This window comes from Sporosarcina ureilytica (assembly GCF_001753205.1).
GTDB classification, from domain to species: Bacteria; Bacillota; Bacilli; order Bacillales_A; family Planococcaceae; genus Sporosarcina; species Sporosarcina ureilytica.
Genome location: NZ_CP017560.1, coordinates 2,595,472 through 2,613,328, shown reverse-complemented (window position 1 = coordinate 2,613,328; position 17,857 = coordinate 2,595,472). Strand labels below are relative to the sequence as shown.

The 17,857-nt window shown below is 39.6% G+C and carries 17 protein-coding genes; all 17 read left to right on the top strand.

Going from position 1 to position 17,857, the window contains the following annotated elements; all coding sequences use genetic code 11:
- Positions 1–148 precede the first annotated feature (148 nt).
- Positions 149–580: a division/cell wall cluster transcriptional repressor MraZ gene (mraZ, locus tag BI350_RS12945; protein ID WP_075528508.1), complete on the top strand. Its 432-nt coding sequence runs from the start codon at positions 149–151 to the stop codon at positions 578–580.
- Positions 581–607: 27 nt separating this feature from the next.
- A complete protein-coding gene (gene rsmH, locus BI350_RS12940; protein ID WP_075528507.1) occupies positions 608–1,564 on the top strand; it encodes a 16S rRNA (cytosine(1402)-N(4))-methyltransferase RsmH in 957 nt (318 codons plus the stop codon).
- Positions 1,555–1,926 (top strand): cell division protein FtsL, encoded by a 372-nt coding sequence (ftsL, locus tag BI350_RS12935; protein ID WP_075528506.1) that lies wholly within the window; start codon positions 1,555–1,557, stop codon positions 1,924–1,926. The genes rsmH and ftsL overlap by 10 nt, the downstream gene beginning before the upstream one ends.
- Before the next feature lie 32 nt (positions 1,927–1,958).
- The gene (locus BI350_RS12930) at positions 1,959–4,151 is read left to right on the top strand and encodes a penicillin-binding protein (RefSeq protein ID WP_075528505.1); all 2,193 of its coding nucleotides are present in this window, start codon (positions 1,959–1,961) and stop codon (positions 4,149–4,151) included.
- Positions 4,152–4,206: 55 nt separating this feature from the next.
- Positions 4,207–6,120: a penicillin-binding transpeptidase domain-containing protein gene (locus BI350_RS12925; RefSeq protein WP_075528504.1), complete on the top strand. Its 1,914-nt coding sequence runs from the start codon at positions 4,207–4,209 to the stop codon at positions 6,118–6,120.
- A 143-nt stretch (positions 6,121–6,263) separates the two neighbouring features.
- Positions 6,264–7,235, top strand: coding sequence for a phospho-N-acetylmuramoyl-pentapeptide-transferase (gene mraY, locus BI350_RS12920; protein WP_075528503.1), 972 nt, complete (start codon positions 6,264–6,266; stop codon positions 7,233–7,235).
- Entirely contained in the window at positions 7,236–8,585 is a 1,350-nt protein-coding gene (murD, locus tag BI350_RS12915) for a UDP-N-acetylmuramoyl-L-alanine--D-glutamate ligase (RefSeq protein WP_075528502.1), read from the top strand.
- 43 nt (positions 8,586–8,628) lie between these two features.
- The gene (ftsW, locus tag BI350_RS12910; RefSeq protein ID WP_082295072.1) at positions 8,629–9,759 is read left to right on the top strand and encodes a putative lipid II flippase FtsW; all 1,131 of its coding nucleotides are present in this window, start codon (positions 8,629–8,631) and stop codon (positions 9,757–9,759) included.
- Positions 9,760–9,840: 81 nt separating this feature from the next.
- The gene (locus BI350_RS12905; RefSeq protein WP_075528501.1) at positions 9,841–10,650 is read left to right on the top strand and encodes a cell division protein FtsQ/DivIB; all 810 of its coding nucleotides are present in this window, start codon (positions 9,841–9,843) and stop codon (positions 10,648–10,650) included.
- The gene (locus BI350_RS12900; protein ID WP_245698262.1) at positions 10,634–11,353 is read left to right on the top strand and encodes a DUF881 domain-containing protein; all 720 of its coding nucleotides are present in this window, start codon (positions 10,634–10,636) and stop codon (positions 11,351–11,353) included. The genes BI350_RS12905 and BI350_RS12900 overlap by 17 nt, the downstream gene beginning before the upstream one ends.
- Before the next feature lie 19 nt (positions 11,354–11,372).
- Complete coding sequence (locus tag BI350_RS12895) at positions 11,373–12,086, top strand: DUF881 domain-containing protein (protein WP_075528499.1); 714 nt, start codon at positions 11,373–11,375, stop codon at positions 12,084–12,086.
- A 2-nt stretch (positions 12,087–12,088) separates the two neighbouring features.
- Positions 12,089–12,460, top strand: coding sequence for a small basic family protein (locus BI350_RS12890; protein ID WP_075528498.1), 372 nt, complete (start codon positions 12,089–12,091; stop codon positions 12,458–12,460).
- Positions 12,461–12,554: 94 nt separating this feature from the next.
- The gene (ftsA, locus tag BI350_RS12885) at positions 12,555–13,838 is read left to right on the top strand and encodes a cell division protein FtsA (protein WP_075528497.1); all 1,284 of its coding nucleotides are present in this window, start codon (positions 12,555–12,557) and stop codon (positions 13,836–13,838) included.
- Between the two features lie 58 nt (positions 13,839–13,896).
- Complete coding sequence (ftsZ, locus tag BI350_RS12880; RefSeq protein WP_075528496.1) at positions 13,897–15,081, top strand: cell division protein FtsZ; 1,185 nt, start codon at positions 13,897–13,899, stop codon at positions 15,079–15,081.
- A 322-nt stretch (positions 15,082–15,403) separates the two neighbouring features.
- Positions 15,404–16,255: a sigma-E processing peptidase SpoIIGA gene (locus BI350_RS12875; protein WP_075528495.1), complete on the top strand. Its 852-nt coding sequence runs from the start codon at positions 15,404–15,406 to the stop codon at positions 16,253–16,255.
- Complete coding sequence (sigE, locus tag BI350_RS12870; RefSeq protein WP_082295070.1) at positions 16,245–16,955, top strand: RNA polymerase sporulation sigma factor SigE; 711 nt, start codon at positions 16,245–16,247, stop codon at positions 16,953–16,955. Before BI350_RS12875 ends, sigE begins: the two co-directional genes overlap by 11 nt.
- A 92-nt stretch (positions 16,956–17,047) precedes the next feature.
- Positions 17,048–17,830, top strand: a complete 783-nt coding sequence (gene sigG / locus BI350_RS12865) for an RNA polymerase sporulation sigma factor SigG (RefSeq protein ID WP_075528494.1) — start codon at positions 17,048–17,050, stop codon at positions 17,828–17,830.
- Positions 17,831–17,857 lie beyond the last annotated feature (27 nt).

Here is a 17,857-nt window from a genome sequence, read left to right as displayed (position 1 = left end):
CTGTATAAATCCCTTAAATTGAGGAGCCAATCCGACTGTAAATAAGTCGATAGGCACATTTTAAAGATATTCATAAATATTTTTAGGTTTTGGGTGGAGGAATGTGGGGGGATGTGGTACATTTATTTTACATAGTGGGGTGAAGAGTATGTTTATGGGTGAATATCAACATACTGTCGATACGAAGGGTCGTTTAATTGTTCCCTCAAAATTTAGGGAGCATTTAGGCGGTAGTTTTGTATTGACTCGTGGCCTTGATAACTGTCTCTTCGGGTACCCGATGGATGAATGGAAAATTCTTGAGAAAAAGCTAAGAGCGTTACCAGTTACGAAGAAAGATGCACGTGCATTTACTCGCTTTTTCTTTTCAGGTGCGACAGAAGTGGAGTTAGACAAGCAAGGGCGCATCAATATTCCAGCATCTTTACGAAACTATGCAAAAGTTGAAAAAGATTGTGTTGTCATAGGGGTTTCGGGCCGTATTGAAATATGGGCGAAACATTTATGGGATGATTACTATGATGAGTCCGAAGAATCTTTCAACGATATTGCGGAAAATATTATCGACTTTGATTTTTAAAAAATATACGAAAGCAGGCGGACTCAAATGTTCAATCACACGACAGTATTGCTCGATGAAGCCGTCGACGGGTTAAATATAAAAGAAGACGGCATATACGTGGACTGTACACTTGGTGGTGCGGGACATAGTAAGGAAATTGTTGAAAGACTTTCTGAAAAAGGTCGACTGATTTGTTTTGACCAAGACACGACAGCGATTGAAGTAGCGAAAGAAAGATTAAAAAATCATCTATCGCAAATTACTTTTATTCATGCGAATTTTAGGGATTTAAAAAATGAATTAATGAAAATTGGGATTACACAAGTAGATGGTATTTTGTACGACTTAGGGGTTTCATCTCCACAACTTGATACACCAGAACGAGGATTTAGTTATCATCATGATGCACCGCTAGATATGCGGATGAATCGAGAAGCAAGTTTAACGGCTTATGACGTGATTAATCATTGGTCTTATGAAGACCTTGTCCGTATCTTTTATCGGTATGGAGAAGAGCGTTTTTCAAAGGGAATTGCTAGAAAGATTGAAGCTGCACGTAAAGATTCACCTATTCAGACGACTGCTGAGTTGGCAGAACTTGTGAAAAGTGGCATTCCAGCCGCGACGAGAAGAACAGGCGGGCATCCGGCTAGAAGGGTGTTTCAAGCAGTTCGGATTGCGGTAAACGATGAACTTGGTGCTGCGGAGGACTCGTTAACCGACGCAATCTCTTTATTGAAACCAGGTGGCAGGATAAGTGTTATTACTTTTCATTCGTTAGAGGACAGGCTGTGTAAAGAAATATTTAAAGAGGCTTCATCGTTACCGGATTTACCAAGGAATTTACCTGTCATCCCGGAAGGCATGGAACCAATCTTAAAGTTGATTACTCGTAAGCCAATGATTCCATCAGCAGAAGAAATAGAAAATAATAAAAGAGCAAGGTCTGCGAAGTTAAGAATTGCTGAAAAGATGAAGGGGGAAGTTAAAGAATGGCGTTAGAACAAAGGAAGTTCGTCTCAACACACGTACATGAACAAGAAATGCCTGTAACACCCGAGAGACAACAGGGGGAAAAGCGTGCACGTAAGTTATTTTCACCCGGCGAAAAAGTGTTATTTGTCGCATTCGCTTCTCTTCTCGTTATCTTTTCATCTGTAATTTTGCATACGGAAGGCCAGTTAAATGATTTAAATCGGGAAGTGCAAACGATTGGCACTCAAATTGAACAGCAATCAAAACAGAATACACAATTGTCCATCCAAGTAAAAGAGCAATCTACACATGAGAGAGTGTGGGAGAAAGCGAGAGAACTTGGACTAAATCTGAACGAGAAGAACGTGAAGGTTGTGCCTGGGCGATGAAGAAGTTTCGATTCCAATGGGGAGCCTTTCTAATGTTTATTGCTTATGGAGGGCTCTTTTTTCTTTTATTTGGCCGATTATTATTTATCCAAATAACTGGGGAAGCTGAGGGGAAGGCGCTTGCCTCATTAGCTGAAGCGAAATATGCACGAGAATCAGTATTAACTGCAGACCGGGGAAGAATTCTTGATAGAAATGGTGAGTTAATTGCCTCCGATACGCTTAGTTATCGATTAGTTGCAGTATTGGATGAAACACTTAGCGATAAAAATGTCACCAGGCATGTTGATGATCCTGAAAAAACAGCGGAAATTTTAGCAAAGTATATTCCGATGGATAAAGCTGATTTAGTAGAACGATTAACAAGAACCGAAGAAGATATTAAGAAGAATGTAAGGAAGCAAGTTGAATTTGGTAAGGCAGGAAATGAGATTAGTCATGACACTGTTCTTGCGATAAAAGAAGAATTAGCCGAAACAGATGAAAAGCTTCCTGGTATTTTATTTTTAGAGGAAAAGAAAAGATTTTATCCGAATGGTGTATTTGCTTCCTATCTCATTGGTTTTGCACAAAAGGAACTGGATGAAAATAACCAATTTAAAACAGTAGGGAAAATGGGGCTTGAAGCTACCTATGATAAAGAGTTAACCGGTACGAATGGAAAGGTTGAATTTCAAACAGATAAATGGGGCTTCACATTGCCGAAATCAGAAAAGGCAGTCGTTGCCGCACAAGATGGTTTTGACATTAAGTTAACCATCGACAAAACGATTCAAAACTTTGTAGAAGATGCAATGTATGAAATAGAGGAGGAATACGCGCCTAAAAAGATGTTAGCGATTGTGGCTGATCCTGAAACCGGTGCAATTGTCGCAATGAGTCAAAGACCGGCATTTGATCCCACTACACGGGAAGGCTTAACATCAAATTGGTTGAATGAAGCGGTAGAGAATACGATAGAACCCGGTTCTACATTGAAGATATTTACATTGGCAGCTGCCATTGAAGAAAATAAATGGAATCCGAACGCTTATTTTAAATCGGGTCAATATACACTTTATGATCGAACGATTCGTGACCACAACAGAACGGGATGGGGAACGATTACTTATTTGGAAGGATTCCAACGGTCTTCCAACGTTTCCATGGCGTACTTACTTGAAAAACTAGGTGATCGAACATTTATAGATTATATAAGTAGATTTGGCTTTGGAGAGAAAACGGCTATCGATTTACCAAATGAGGCAACAGGTATTATTTTAGATAATTATCCCTCTGAACGATTAACCACATCTTATGGACAAGGGTCAACAGTGACGCCAATACAAATGATTCAAGCCGCAACCGCTATTGCAAACGATGGTGTTATGATGAAGCCGTACGTCATTAGTGAAATTAAAAATCCTAATACTGGTGAAATCATTGAAAGCAAAAAACCGGTTGAGAAAGAAAGTCCAATCTCAAAAGCAACGGCTGAACAAGTGAGAGAAGTCCTTGCAACGACAGTCACAGCTGAGGGAGGAACAGGAAGAAGATTTGCATTGGATGGCTATACGTTGGCAGGCAAAACGGGAACAGCAGAAATTCCAAGTGGAATGGGTGGCTATTTATCTGGAAACGCGAATTACTTATACTCTTTTATTGGCATGGCGCCTGCTGAAAATCCGCAGTTAATTACGTATATTATTGTTCAGCAACCGAAATTAAAACCAGGCGAAATCGGCTCTGACCCGGTTGCGAAGTTATTTAAATCTGTGATGGAGAGTAGCTTAAAGTATATGAATATCGTACCAACTGGAGAAGAACCTGTTGAGGCACCTACGATAGGAGATTATACTAAAAAAGATGTCTCCGAAGCGACAGCTGAACTAGAGAAAATGGGGTATACTCCCGTCATTATTGGAGAAGGTGGTCCAGTATTGGTTCAGTATCCAGAAAATGGCGCAAAGCTTGCTACGGATTCTGTAGTATTATTAAAGACTGAGGGCGAAACAACTTTACCATCGTTTACAGGATGGTCAAAGAAAATGGTTTTGTCATTTAAAATGTTAACGGGTCTTGATATTAGAATTGTTGGTGACGGATATGTTACGGAGCAAAGTTTATCACCTGGAATCATTGTTTCGACGAAGGAGCCAATCGTCATTCACCTTCAACATCCTGCTGAAATCTATAAACCGGCACCCGAAATAGAGGACGTTGAAGAAACGATTGTCGGCGGTTGATGAATAGCAAATCTACCTATCTCATACGTTAGTAGAAAAACGTGAGGTGTAGGCGCTGCGGAAATTTATAGAATTGCAAACGAAAAAGAGGTTGCGAGCAGTATTTGTTATATTCCTTTTACTTTGTATTGCAGTCTTAATTAAACTTTTTCATGTCCAAATTATTAAACATGAATTTTTAAAAGGACGTGCAGAAGAAAACTGGGATATTGAAATACCGTTCGGCGGAATGCGGGGGAGTATTTTAGATCGAAATGGTGAACTAATTGTAGGGAATCAGCTTGCTCCAACATTGTACTTTATGCCGGCACAAAATCCAGATGTGCAACATGTCGCATCAACTTTAGCGGAAATATTACGGGCAGATGCGAAGGAACTAGAAAAAAAGTTATCACAAAAAACATATATGGTTAAAATCGCGCCAGAAGGAAAAAATATAACGAAAAAACAAGCGGATGATATTGCGAAATTACAAATACCAGGCTTATATACAGGTGTAGATTTTGTCAGGTATTATCCTAAAAAAGAAGCCTTGTCAAGATTACTCGGTTTTACTGGATATGATGGTCAAGGTTTAGCGGGCATAGAGTATGCATACGACGAGTTTTTGCAAGGCACAGGGGATCGAATTCGACTGTATACAGATGCAAAAGGGATTCCTTTGCCACATGTAGATGACGGTTTTAAAACGGGGGCTGAAGGTGCTTCAGTTGAATTAACAATCGATTTAGAGATGCAACAAATTGTAGAGCGAGAATTATTGCAAGCAATGGAAAAGTTTGAAGCAACGCAAGCACTTGCCATCGTGATGAATCCTAAAACAGGTGAGTTGCTGTCATTGGCTTCAGCACCGACTTTTCATCCAGCTGATTACCAAAAAGTTGATCCGAGTATTTATAATCGAAACTTACCAGTTTGGATGACCTTTGAACCGGGGTCGACATTTAAAATTATTACATTGGCCGCTGGGATTGAAGAGCAAGTGGTAGATCTTCACAAAGAAAGCTTTCATGATCCAGGTTTTGTACGTGTTGCAAACGCGAGACTTCGCTGTTGGAAAAGACAAGGACATGGACAACAAACATTTTTAGAGGTTGTAGAAAACTCCTGTAACCCTGGTTTTGTCACAATCGGCCAACGACTAGGCGGAGAGAAATTAAACCAATACATTGAGGATTTTGGTTTTGGACGTTCAACGGATTCCGGTATCGCAGGAGAGTCAAAAGGAATCCTTTTTTCAAAAGAAGCATTTGGACCTGTTGAGCAGGCGACGACTTCCTTTGGTCAAGGAATTTCAGTAACACCGATTCAACAAGTGCAAGCTGTAGCTGCTGCGATAAATGGTGGAAATTTATACAAACCGTATATTGTAAAGGAAATCGTGGACGCTAAAGGCAAGACTTTACGAACGTTCGAACCTGAATTGAAAAAGAAAGTAATTAGTGAAGAAACATCTATCCAAGTAAGGGAAGCTTTGGAGTCGGTCGTGGCAAATGGTTCGGGTCGAAGTGCATTTACTGACGGATTACGGGTTGGTGGCAAGACTGGAACGGCACAAAAAGTTGTAGATGGAGCTTATAAAGACGGAGAATACATCGTTTCTTTTATCGGTTTTGCGCCTGTGGATGACCCAGAACTTCTTGTCTATGTTGCTGTAGACAATCCTAAAAACTCTGTACAATTTGGTGGGGTGATTGCAGCGCCAATTGTAGGTAGGATTATTGAAGAAATTGCTCCAATAGCTGGTATCACAAAAAGAGAAAATCAACTTGAAAAAGATTACCGCTGGGGTGACGAAATTACCCATCGTGTCCCGGATTTAACTGGAATGACGAAAGAAACAGTGCGTACTCAATTATATACTTATCAGATTAAATGGCATGGGTCTGGAGAAAAAGTTAAATACCAAATGCCAGCTGTCGACACATTAATAAGTGTTGATGATATCATTCATGTTTATACTGAATGAATAAAGGGGGATTGTAAAGGCCATCAAGTCCTCGGGGGTTAGGTGGCCTTTACTCCGCTTTTTAAATACTATTTATTTCAATGCTAAGTCTGACACAGAATGAAGTGAAGTCACTGTTTCAGCAGATAGAAGGAGAAAAAATCATGACATTAGCTATGACTACTACGGTTATTGCCGTGGCGTTTATACTTTCAGCGATTTCTGGATTTGGAATTATACCAGCTCTAAGACGCATGAAATTTGGGCAAAGTATCCGAGAAGAGGGACCAAAAGCCCATCAAAAAAAAGCAGGAACACCGACAATGGGTGGTCTTATTTTTCTCACCTCAATTGTATTTTCAACATTAATTCTTTCATACATATTTGGTGTAATGACTACTCAAACAATCGTTCTTTTACTTGTGTTAATCGGTTTTGGGATTATCGGTTTTATTGACGATTTCATTATTGTTGTTTTAAAAAGAAACTTAGGATTGACGTCGCTTCAAAAGCTAATTGGACAAATTGTTGTTGCAATTTTAGTTTTCTTTTTACTTAAAATGGGTCCTTTTGAAACGACAGTCGCTCTCCCATTCCTCGACGTTAAGCTTGATTTAGGGATCTTTTATGTTGCATTTCTAATCTTTTGGCTTGTTGGATTTTCCAATGCTGTCAACATAACGGACGGACTAGATGGCTTGGTAGCAGGGACTTCTACAGTTGCCTTCGGAGGATTAGGTGTTTTTGCGCTTCAATATGGTCAAGACGACGTTGCATTATTTTGTTTTGCTGTCGCAGGTGCAATGCTTGGCTTTTTATTATTCAATATGAAGCCGGCCAAAGTCTTTATGGGAGACACGGGATCGCTTGCGCTAGGTGGGGCAATTGCAATGATATCTGTGCTCATCAAGCAAGAGCTGTTACTCCTCATTATTGGGATTGTGTACGTTGTTGAAACATTATCCGTTATTATCCAAGTGATTAGTTTTAAATTGACAGGAAAACGTGTCTTTAAAATGAGTCCAATTCACCACCATTTTGAGTTATCAGGTTGGTCTGAATGGAAAGTTGTCCTCGTATTCTGGAGTGTCGCTTTTGTAGCAGTTCTTGTTCCTGTCTTGATGGAGGTAATGTAAATGAAAAACACCGAACAGTTTATAGGGCAAAAAATTCTTGTGCTCGGTTTAGCGAAGAGTGGTTACGCAGCTGCGAAACTACTCCACTCACTGGGCGCTGAAGTGACAGTAAACGATGCTTCACCCTTAGAGAATAACGCGGAAGCTTCTGCTTTATTAAAAGAAGGTGTTCGAGTAATTTGTGGGGGGCATCCGACTGATTTGTTAGATGAGGATTTTGCTGTCATCGTCAAAAATCCTGGAATCCCTTATACGAATAGCATGATTCAACAGGCGATTGAAAAAGAGATTCCGATTTGGACCGAAATTGAGATCGCTTATCAAATTAGCGAAGCACCAATTGTCGGGATTACTGGTTCGAATGGAAAAACAACGACGACGACTTTGTTGTACCACATGTTGAGTATTGGAAATGAGAAACCACTCATTGCTGGGAACATAGGAACTGTTGCTTGTTCAGTTGCCCAAGAGGCAAAAGAAGAGAACGTCATTGTGCTAGAAGCTTCTTCATTTCAATTAATGGGCGTGGAAACATTTCGGCCTAAAATCGCGATGATCACAAATTTATACGACGCACATCTTGATTACCATGGGAATTTTGAATCATATAGTCAAGCGAAAGCACAAATTACAGCGCATCAAATCGATGATGATTTCCTAATTTATAATGCTGATCAAGCACCTGTACGAGAAATTGCGGCACACTCTAATGCAATCAAAATTCCTTTTTCTGTTGAAGGAAAGAAAGACTATGGCATATCAGCTGATGAACATGAAATATATTGGAATGGTGAACCTTTTATTAGTCGCTCAGTTATTAAACTACCAGGAAAGCATAATCTTGAAAATATATTATCTGCGTCAGCTGCAGCAATCTTGCTAGGCTGTGAGAAATCCGCAATTATTGACGTACTCAGTTCTTTCACGGGTGTTAAGCATCGTATGCAGTTTGTGAAGGAGTTACATGGCAGAAAATATTATAACGATTCGAAAGCGACCAACACATTGGCAACTAAAAGTGCGTTAGCCGCATTTGATAGCCAGATAGTATTGTTAGCCGGTGGATTGGATAGAGGGCATTCATTCGAAGAATTAAGACCTTATATGGAGAATGTGAAGGCTGTCGTCGCACTTGGTGAAACGAAAAAAAGGTTTGCTGAATTTGCCAAATCATGTGGAGTGAAAAGTGTTGTAGAAGCAACAACAATGGAACACGCTGTTCAGTTGGCTCACGATTTATCTTCAGAAAAGGATATTATCTTATTGTCGCCGGCGAGTGCAAGTTGGGATGAATATGCAAGCTTTGAGGTACGTGGAGACAAATTTATTGATGCGGTCATGTCTCTTTAACCTTTATAAGTAAAAATTGGCACTAAAACACGATTGTGGAAGGATGCGTTCACTGGAAGGTAAGCTAAAAGTTGCGTTCGTCACTTCGGCGCTCGCACTGTCGTGTATTGGATTGGCATTTGTGCATTCGGCAGGTTCCTATTGGGGGACAGTTCATTATGCAAATTCGTCTCCATTTATTGTGAAACAAGGCATTTACATGTTGGTATCAATTGGGATTGCAGTGTTTATTATGAAAAGTCCTTTAACGTCCAATCAAAAAGTATGGACGATATTGTATTACTTAGCAATTGTTGCGCTTGTTGCCGTGAAAATACCTGGCATCGGTGCCGTTCGAAATGGGTCGCAAAGTTGGATTATTCTTGGACCATTCAGCTTGCAACCAGCCGAGTTCATTAAAGTAGCGCTTATTGGTAAACTAGCAAGTAGTTTGGTTGAAACAAGTGGAAAAAAAGTGTTTCGTTTTAAACATCTTTGGTATATTTTATTGCCAGCTGCACTTATTATGTTGCAACCAGACCTCGGCTCGACCGTTATCTTGATTGTCTCTGCGTTTGTCGTATTGTTCGTCGCGGGCTACTCTTTACGTTTTTTTACTTTAATTGGAATCGCTGGGGTGGGGGCTTTTGTTGCACTCATTGCTACTGCACCTTATCGATTAGACCGGATTAAATCGTATATCGATCCGTGGAACGATCCATTAGGAACTGGGTTTCAAGGAATACAATCATTGTTTGCGATTGCACCTGGTGGCCTTTTTGGACACGGATATGGCAATAGCAGACAAAAATATTTGTATTTACCTGAACCACAAAATGATTTTATTTTTTCCATTATTGCCGAGGAATCAGGGTTTATAGGTGCATCGATTATTCTTCTTTTATTTGTTGTGTTTTTAAGTGCGACATTTGGGATAGCCATTCGCACTGAAGCACGCTTTTCTTTGCTCGTAGTTTCGGGCATGGGCGCTATGATATTCTTTCAAACATTTTTAAATACTGGTGTAGTCTCGGGATTACTTCCCGTCACAGGCGTTACCTTACCGTTTATAAGCTACGGAGGCTCATCTTTACTAACAACATGGATGGCAGCCGGAGTCATCTTACACTTTATGAATAACAAAAGCGGAGGGCGCCTGCTCAGAAACGACGGGAATAAGTCGAGCAATAACTGAATGCAAATTCGGTGGCACGGTTTCCAAGTGATAAAATTTTTACAGAAACTAAAATTTAACGTACATGAAAGGAGGGGCGATATGGAAAAGATTATTGATATTGAAGAAAGAATTCCATCGATGCGTGAAAGACGACGGAGGAGAACAAATCGGAAGTTCATCTTCATCGTTTCTGTATTCCTAATCGCTCTTCTCATCATTCTATATTTCCAATCACCATTTAGTCGAATTGATAAGTTTCATGTTGCGGGTGCAAAAATTTATGAACCCTCATTTTATACAGACAAAAGTGAACTGCAGGTGGACGATTCCTTATGGGGATTTTCGACGAAAGAGGTAGAAAAGCGGCTAGAGAAAATTGAAGGGGTTCAAAAAGCTAACGTCTCTCGGAAATGGTTAAGAGGGGTTCAGATTACGGTGACTGAATGGAAGCCTATCGCTTATATAGAAAATGATGGTCAATTTGGACTGTTATTAGAAAATGGCGACGTTTTCACACCCAAAAAGCTCTCACCAGAAGAGGATGCACCGATTTTAAACGGCTTTTCTGATATAGATGTTAAAAAACGGATGACTGAACAGTTAATGAAAATGGAAAATGAAGTCTATCAGTTAATATCTGAAATCATTTATACAGGTAGGAAAGAAGAACCGAATTATATTACCGTATTTATGGATGATGGATATGAAATAAAGGCGGTTATTCCTACTTTTGCAGAGAAAATGGCCTATTATTCCGCAATCATTGCTCAGTTAGATGGGAAAGAAAAAGGCGTTATTGACATGGAAGTGGGCACTTTCTTTACCCCGTATAGCAAAATATACGGTTTAATTGGAAACGAGGAAGAAGAAGATGAGGAAGAGGTCGAATTGGATGAGGAGAGTGAGTAGTTTCTTTGATAAAAGAGGAAGACCTATTCTATTTGCAATCGTGTTCCTCGTTTTAGGCTTTATTCTTGCGTTTTCTTATAGAACTTTTGGTAAGGATGCACAGCACGATCAGTTATCGTCTTCTGCGTTTTTGGCAGAAGAGAAATATAGAGGAGAACTTATAGAACAACAAGAGCGAAACCGGGAACTTTCCGACGATATCGGCGTCAAGCAGGAGGAGATTAGAGCCTATGAACGTTCCTTCTTAGAACAAGAAGAAGATCATGCTGATTTAGTAGAGGAAGCGAAAGATCTTCGCCTGCTGCTTGGTGTAGTTCCAGCAATGGGACAAGGCCTTAGGGTTACGCTTAAGGATGCAGAATATGATCCAATCGAGCAGAACCCAAACGATTATATTGTGCATGAAAGCCATATTTTTAAAGTAATTAATGAATTAAGAATTTCAGGAGCTCAAGGAATTTCAATTAACGGGCAACGAATCACACATAATTCTTATATTAAATGTACAGGCCCTGTCATTACAGTTGACGGGAGAACATTTCCAGCCCCGTTTGTTATCGAGGCAGTTGGAAAAATGGATGTTTTGCATGAAGCTCTTTATTTAAAAGGTGGCGTCGTTGACCGGCTTTTATTGGACAATATAGTTGTCACGACAGAACAAATTAAAAATCTTCAGTTAGCCGCAGTTGGTGAAGAAAGCTGAACGTAAGGAAGGTGAGCAAATGCGAAGACAACTGAAGTTTACAATCGTATTGCTCATTGTTGGTTTTATGATAGCGATTCAGTATAATACAATCCAAAAGCCAGAGAAACGCGATACACGCGATATGTGGGCGATTCGAAATGAATTGTCGAATGAAAAAAAATTGCATTCTGAATTGCTTTCTGAAATACGAGGTTTGGATGAAACCATTCGGACTTACGAATCATTAAATGATGAAAATACGGGGAAAGCACTTAAAGAAACTGTGGATAAATTACATGCCCAGGCCGGGATGACAGATACAGAAGGGCCAGGGTTACTAATTGAGGTTGAACCGTCTCCTGAAAGTATTGCGCTAGGTATTGAAATTACGAGTATTTCTCCGGATCTTTTGACGCGCTTTGTTAATGAATTAAATCGTGTGAAATGGCGAGCGTTAGAAATTGACGGTAAACGGTATACCTCGTTAAGTGCAATTCGGGATATTAATGGCTATACGACTGTCAATGGTTTAAATGTTTCCTCTCCGCCATTCACCATAAAAGTAATTACAGATACTTTTGAGGATAGTGAAAAGGTATATAACACGTTGCAGGCCTCTGCAATTCATGATGACTTTTATTTAGATGATTTAGTGTTAAGAGTTGGAGAATCTGTAGATAGTGTGAAAATTAGGGGCTGGAAAGAAAGTATCAAAAATTTGTATTTAAATGAATTGCCGAAAGGGGAATAACGATGTGGCTACCCTTGCTTGGCCTTATATTAGGTGTAACATTTGGTCTTTTATCAGACATTCAAGTACCGCAAATTTACAGTAACTATCTATCTATCGCTATTTTAGCCGCACTCGATTCTTTATTTGGCGGAATGCGTGCTAGCCTACAGCAAGTATATGATGATAAAATCTTTGTAACAGGATTTTTCTTTAATATCGCGCTTGCAGTTGGACTTGCGTTTTTAGGGGTTCATCTAGGACTCGATTTATATCTTGCTGCAATCTTTGCATTTGGTGTTCGGCTATTTCAAAATATTGCAGTCATCCGAAGAATTTTACTTGCAAAATGGACTGATAGAAGTAAAAGTACTACCGGAAATACGAATGAATGAAAGGATTTGGATACCCGATGTCGAAAAAATTTAGACAATATGGTTATAATGAAATAGAATGGAAGATAAGCGTTGAATTTGGAGGTGTCAGTCATTGAGCCAATCTGAACTATATGTTTCATTAGATATTGGATCATCGTCAATTAAAGTGTTGATTGGGGAAGTAGATGGTGAAACCCTTCACGTCATTGGAGTAGGAAATGTTCAGTCTGCAGGAATTCGTAGAGGTACGATTATTGATATTGATGCGACTGTAGAGTCGATTCAAAAAGCGGTTGATCAAGCCGAAAGAATGACAGGGATGGCAATACATGAAGTGGTAGTAGGGATTCCTGCTAACGGCGTCACTTTACAAGATGTTAAAGGAGTCGTTGCAGTTAATTCGGAGAATCGGGAAATTACCGATGACGATCTTGATCGTGTGATGGAGTCAGCACAAGTGATGTCTGTTCCACCCGAACGGGAAATCGTGAACATTATTCCAAAGCAATTTATCGTTGATGATTACGGGGAAATTACCGATCCTCGCGGTATGATTGGGGTTCGTTTAGAAATGGACGGAACATTAATTACGACGTCTAAAACACTCGTTCATAACATTTTACGATGTGTTGAACGTGCAGGTTTAACAATTCGAGAAATTTATTTGCAGCCCCTTGCAGCAGGAACATTTGCGCTAACGGACGATGAAATGAATCATGGGACAGCCTTTATTGACATAGGTGGAGGCTCAACGACGATTGCTATTTTCGGTGATGACCGACTCATGGCGACTAGTGTACTGCCAATAGGGGGAGACCACGTAACAAAAGATTTGTCAATTGTGTTAAAGACACCTACCGAACAAGCAAGAAAAATAAAGCATAAGTTTGGACATGCTTTTTATGACGATGCTTCAGATGATGATTTATTCGAAGTGCCAGTGATTGGTGCAGATTCTAAAGAACAATACAGTCAACGATACATATCGGAAATCATTGGTGTACGATTAGAAGAACTTTTCGACCTGGTCTTAGAAGAGTTATTTAAGATGGGGGTTAAGGATTTACCAGGCGGTGTCGTCCTAACAGGAGGCATTACGAAGATCGATGGAATGCTTCCACTCGCTCGCCATGTCCTAAAATCGAGAGTTCGTATTCATACACCTGAATACATCGGTGTTCGTGAACCGATGTATACAACAGCAGTGGGTCTAATTCGATATGCGCATATGCAAGAAGAATTCTTTGGTTCAATTTCCGATGAACCAGCTGTAAGTACAAGTGATGATCATTCATTTGCACAAACTAAAGCGCAAAAGCAGACGAACAGAGAGCACGTAGAAAAGGAAAGCTTTATGTCTAAAGCGAGAAAAGTATTTAATAATTTCTTTGAATAGTGTTAGAGATTGATAGAATGAGCAACCATATATGGAAGTAAACTTAGGAGGAGAGAAAATGCTGGATTTTGATACGAATATTGACCAACTTGCCGTCATTAAAGTTATCGGCGTTGGTGGTGGGGGAAATAATGCAGTAAACCGAATGATTGAGCATGGAGTAGAAGGTGTCGAGTTTATTGCTGTAAATACAGATGCACAAGCACTTAATTTATCCGAAGCTGAAGTGAAGTTACAAATTGGGACAAAGTTAACACGAGGACTCGGAGCGGGAGCAAACCCGGAAGTTGGAAAGAAAGCAGCGGAAGAAAGTAGAGAACAAATCGAAGAAGCGTTACGCGGTGCAGATATGGTATTTGTTACGGCAGGAATGGGTGGCGGTACGGGAACAGGAGCAGCACCCGTAATCGCGCAAGTTGCAAAAGATTTGGGCGCTTTAACAGTTGGTGTTGTGACGCGACCGTTTACGTTTGAAGGTAGAAAGCGTCAAACACAAGCAATTGGCGGAATAACAGCAATGAAGGATTCAGTAGACACATTAATCGTCATTCCAAATGACAAGCTACTTGAAATCGTTGACAAAAATACACCAATGCTTGAAGCATTCCGTGAAGCGGATAACGTTTTACGTCAAGGTGTACAAGGTATTTCAGATTTAATTGCAGTCCCAGGACTGATTAACCTCGACTTTGCTGACGTGAAAACAATTATGTCTAACAAAGGCTCTGCACTTATGGGAATCGGTATTTCTACTGGCGAGAACCGTGCTTCTGAGGCAGCGAAGAAAGCAATTTCTAGTCCACTACTAGAAACGTCTATTGACGGTGCTAAAGGTGTTCTCATGAACATTACAGGGGGATCCAATTTAAGTTTATTTGAAGTACAAGAAGCGGCAGATATCGTTGCATCAGCATCTGATGAAGATGTTAATATGATATTCGGTTCTGTAATCAATGATAACTTGAAGGACGAAATTATTGTTACTGTTATTGCGACAGGGTTTACAGAAGAACAATTAATTTCGGCAAGACCTACAAGAGGTACAGGAATTGGTGGAACGGTTCAAAACCGCGGACAATCGCCTGCTCGTGAACAACAAGTAGAACGTCCGATGGAACGTCGCCGTGAGGAACAGGAGCAATATAAGCAGCCTGAACCGGAACCAATTCATTCGCAACAAAATAGTCAGGCGGATGATGGTTTGGATATTCCGACATTTTTAAGAAACCGTCGCCGTAGATAAATAATAAATATAAACATTTAAAACATTCCATCGATGGATTTACCATTGATGGAATGTTTTTTTGTATTATCTGAGATGATTTTTATGATTAAATCGCTTTGAGTTACCACATTGCTTGACTCTACAAAAACTTTAATGATTCTGCCTTGTATGCCAGTGAAAAAATAATTAAAAAGTTTGTCCGTCATTTTACTCATGTAATCTGGGCGTTATACATATATTTTCAACATGGAAATTGTCGAACCTTTTTTTATGAAAAGTACCCAAACCGACAAACATTTTAAAGGTTGCGTGCTATCTTTAGTACGAGGGAGGACATTCTATGTATGGCGAGCTGATTATCGGATTGAATATGGTCTTTAATTTTACGATTTTGTCATTCGCAAATAAAATGCAAAATGTGAAAATTGGTCTTGCCCGGCTCTGTTTAGCTTCCTTTGTCGGTGCGATACCAGTTGTTTTTTTCCCTGTTTCATTTTGGACGATACTTGTCGCTTTTATAAGTATGACAGTCGTTGCTTTCGGCAAGACATTTGGACCATGGAGAAAATCAGCCTCGATGGTGCTAATTGGTGCATTATTTGCAGGAGGATTGTTGACGGCGTTACAATACAATGTCCGAATATTTGGCGGTTATCAGGCCGTTATTATTTATGCAGGGATTGCTTATTTTGCGCTTTATCTTATTAAAAGAAAGTGGCTTGATGTGCGTACTTCGCAACACGTTTCAGAACTTCTTGCCAATTCAACCCTTCATATCTGGGGGAGAGAAATTCCTGTAACGGTTTTTGTGGATTCGGGAAATAGCTGTACTGAGCCGTTATCAGGGTATCCAGTTCATTTCATCGCATTACGTACAATAGAGGATTTTATTCCTGAATCATTAAAGCAACCTTTAATTTCATGGAATCCACAAGGACCGTCTTTGGTAGACTTTCCTGAGGAATATAGGAAAGCACTCCGCCTTGTTAGGATATTAACTGTACAAGGCAAATCATGGGCAGTTGGAATTAAATACGATCACTGGTCAATCGAAGGAGGTGGAGAGCTCGAACAAGGATTTATCGTCATAACAAAAGAAGACCGCCGTTATCCCGAAGGTGCTCATGCAATTTTACACGTCTCTGCCATGGAAAAAATAATAGGCGAAAGGGGAAAAGAACATGTTAAATGAAATTAAAAAGTGGATGACGATTATCGCTTCATTTTTCAGAGGTAAAAATGGTACGTACTATATCGGAGGACATGGTTCACTTCCGAAACCGCTCACAAGAGAAGAAGAGGCCGAGACAATTCGTGCATTTATGGAAGGTGACATGGAAGCGAGGGATACGTTAATTGAAAAAAACTTACGTCTCGTCGTTTATATTGCGCGTCGATTTGATAATACGAATACGCATATTGAAGATTTAATTAGTATTGGTGCAATTGGACTTATAAAAGCAATTGAAACATTTAAGCCTGATAAAAATATTAAGTTAGCTACGTATGCTTCCCGTTGTATTGAAAATGAAATTTTAATGCATCTTCGTAAAACGAATCGAACGAAATCGGAAATCTCTTTCGATGAACCATTAAATTCGGATGCTGATGGAAATGAATTATTATTATCTGATATATTGGGAACCGAAGCGACAATTATTATAGATAACGTGGAGAGAAAAATTGAAAGACAGCATATGATTGAAGCTGTTAAGACATTGAATGATCGAGAAAGATATATTATGGCATGCCGTTTCGGTTTAACTGGTAAAACCGAAATGACTCAAAAAGAAGTCGCTGAAATGCTTGGCATTTCCCAGTCCTATATCTCTCGGTTAGAAAAGAAAATTATTATTGAACTTCGTGAAATGTTAAACCATCCAATTGCATAATGGTTGAAATTGGAGGAAATATTTTGCGCATATTCCTCACTGCTGCGGATAGACTATCGGTACAGTCATCTAAAGAATGCGGAGGAATAAGAATGGTACGTACAAGAGTTGAAATATGTGGAATCGATACGTCTGAATTACCGTTACTTTCAAATGAAGTAATGCGAGAGACATTTGTGCGATTACAAAGCGGCGATGAGTCTGCAAGAGAAGAACTAGTAATTGGAAACCTGAGATTAGTTCTCAGCTTGGTTCAGCGATTTATTTATCGCGGCGAGCATGCAGATGATTTGTTTCAAGTTGGATGTATCGGTTTATTAAAATCGATTGACAACTTTGATTTAAAACATAATGTCCGATTTTCAACGTACGCTGTTCCAATGATATTAGGAGAAATCAAAAGACATCTCCGTGACCATCATGCAATTCGAGTTTCAAGATCGCTTCGAGATATTGCTTACCAAGCAATGAGAGCTAGAGAAGAGTTTATAAATGAACATCAACATGAACCAAAGCTTTCTGACTTGTCGGAGATGATTGATATCCCAGCAGATGATATTCTGTATGCACTAGACGCTATACAAGATCCGATGTCTCTTCACGAACCGATGAATAGTGGAGAAGGAGACCCTGTATTTTTAATGGACCAGTTACAAGATAAAACTATATCAGAAGATCGATGGTTAACTTATGTGTCAGTAAAAGAAACGATGACTGAATTGGACGAGCGACAACAATCTATTTTGAATAAACGTTTTTATCTCGGGCAAACACAGACAGAAATAGCAAAAGAGATGGGCATATCACAAGCCCAAATTTCTAGATTAGAAAAAAATGCTGTGAAAATTATTCGCGACGGCATGGAAGAAAATTGACTGATTTAAAGTTAACGCGCAGTGCAC

Bases quoted from the DNA above. Each gene is read 5' to 3' on its own strand.
- ftsZ (WP_075528496.1), top strand. From the start codon at position 13,897: ATGCTGGATTTTGATACGAATATTGACCAACTTGCCGTCATTAAAGTT.
- sigE (WP_082295070.1), top strand. From the start codon at position 16,245: ATGTTAAATGAAATTAAAAAGTGGATGACGATTATCGCTTCATTTTTC.
- BI350_RS12905 (WP_075528501.1), top strand. From the start codon at position 9,841: ATGGAAAAGATTATTGATATTGAAGAAAGAATTCCATCGATGCGTGAA.
- sigG (WP_075528494.1), top strand. From the start codon at position 17,048: ATGGTACGTACAAGAGTTGAAATATGTGGAATCGATACGTCTGAATTA.
- murD (WP_075528502.1), top strand. From the start codon at position 7,236: ATGAAAAACACCGAACAGTTTATAGGGCAAAAAATTCTTGTGCTCGGT.
- mraZ (WP_075528508.1), top strand. From the start codon at position 149: ATGTTTATGGGTGAATATCAACATACTGTCGATACGAAGGGTCGTTTA.
- ftsL (WP_075528506.1), top strand. From the start codon at position 1,555: ATGGCGTTAGAACAAAGGAAGTTCGTCTCAACACACGTACATGAACAA.
- BI350_RS12930 (WP_075528505.1), top strand. From the start codon at position 1,959: ATGTTTATTGCTTATGGAGGGCTCTTTTTTCTTTTATTTGGCCGATTA.
- BI350_RS12900 (WP_245698262.1), top strand. From the start codon at position 10,634: ATGAGGAGAGTGAGTAGTTTCTTTGATAAAAGAGGAAGACCTATTCTA.
- BI350_RS12875 (WP_075528495.1), top strand. From the start codon at position 15,404: ATGTATGGCGAGCTGATTATCGGATTGAATATGGTCTTTAATTTTACG.
- BI350_RS12895 (WP_075528499.1), top strand. From the start codon at position 11,373: ATGCGAAGACAACTGAAGTTTACAATCGTATTGCTCATTGTTGGTTTT.
- BI350_RS12890 (WP_075528498.1), top strand. From the start codon at position 12,089: ATGTGGCTACCCTTGCTTGGCCTTATATTAGGTGTAACATTTGGTCTT.
- ftsW (WP_082295072.1), top strand. From the start codon at position 8,629: ATGCGTTCACTGGAAGGTAAGCTAAAAGTTGCGTTCGTCACTTCGGCG.
- rsmH (WP_075528507.1), top strand. From the start codon at position 608: ATGTTCAATCACACGACAGTATTGCTCGATGAAGCCGTCGACGGGTTA.
- mraY (WP_075528503.1), top strand. From the start codon at position 6,264: ATGACATTAGCTATGACTACTACGGTTATTGCCGTGGCGTTTATACTT.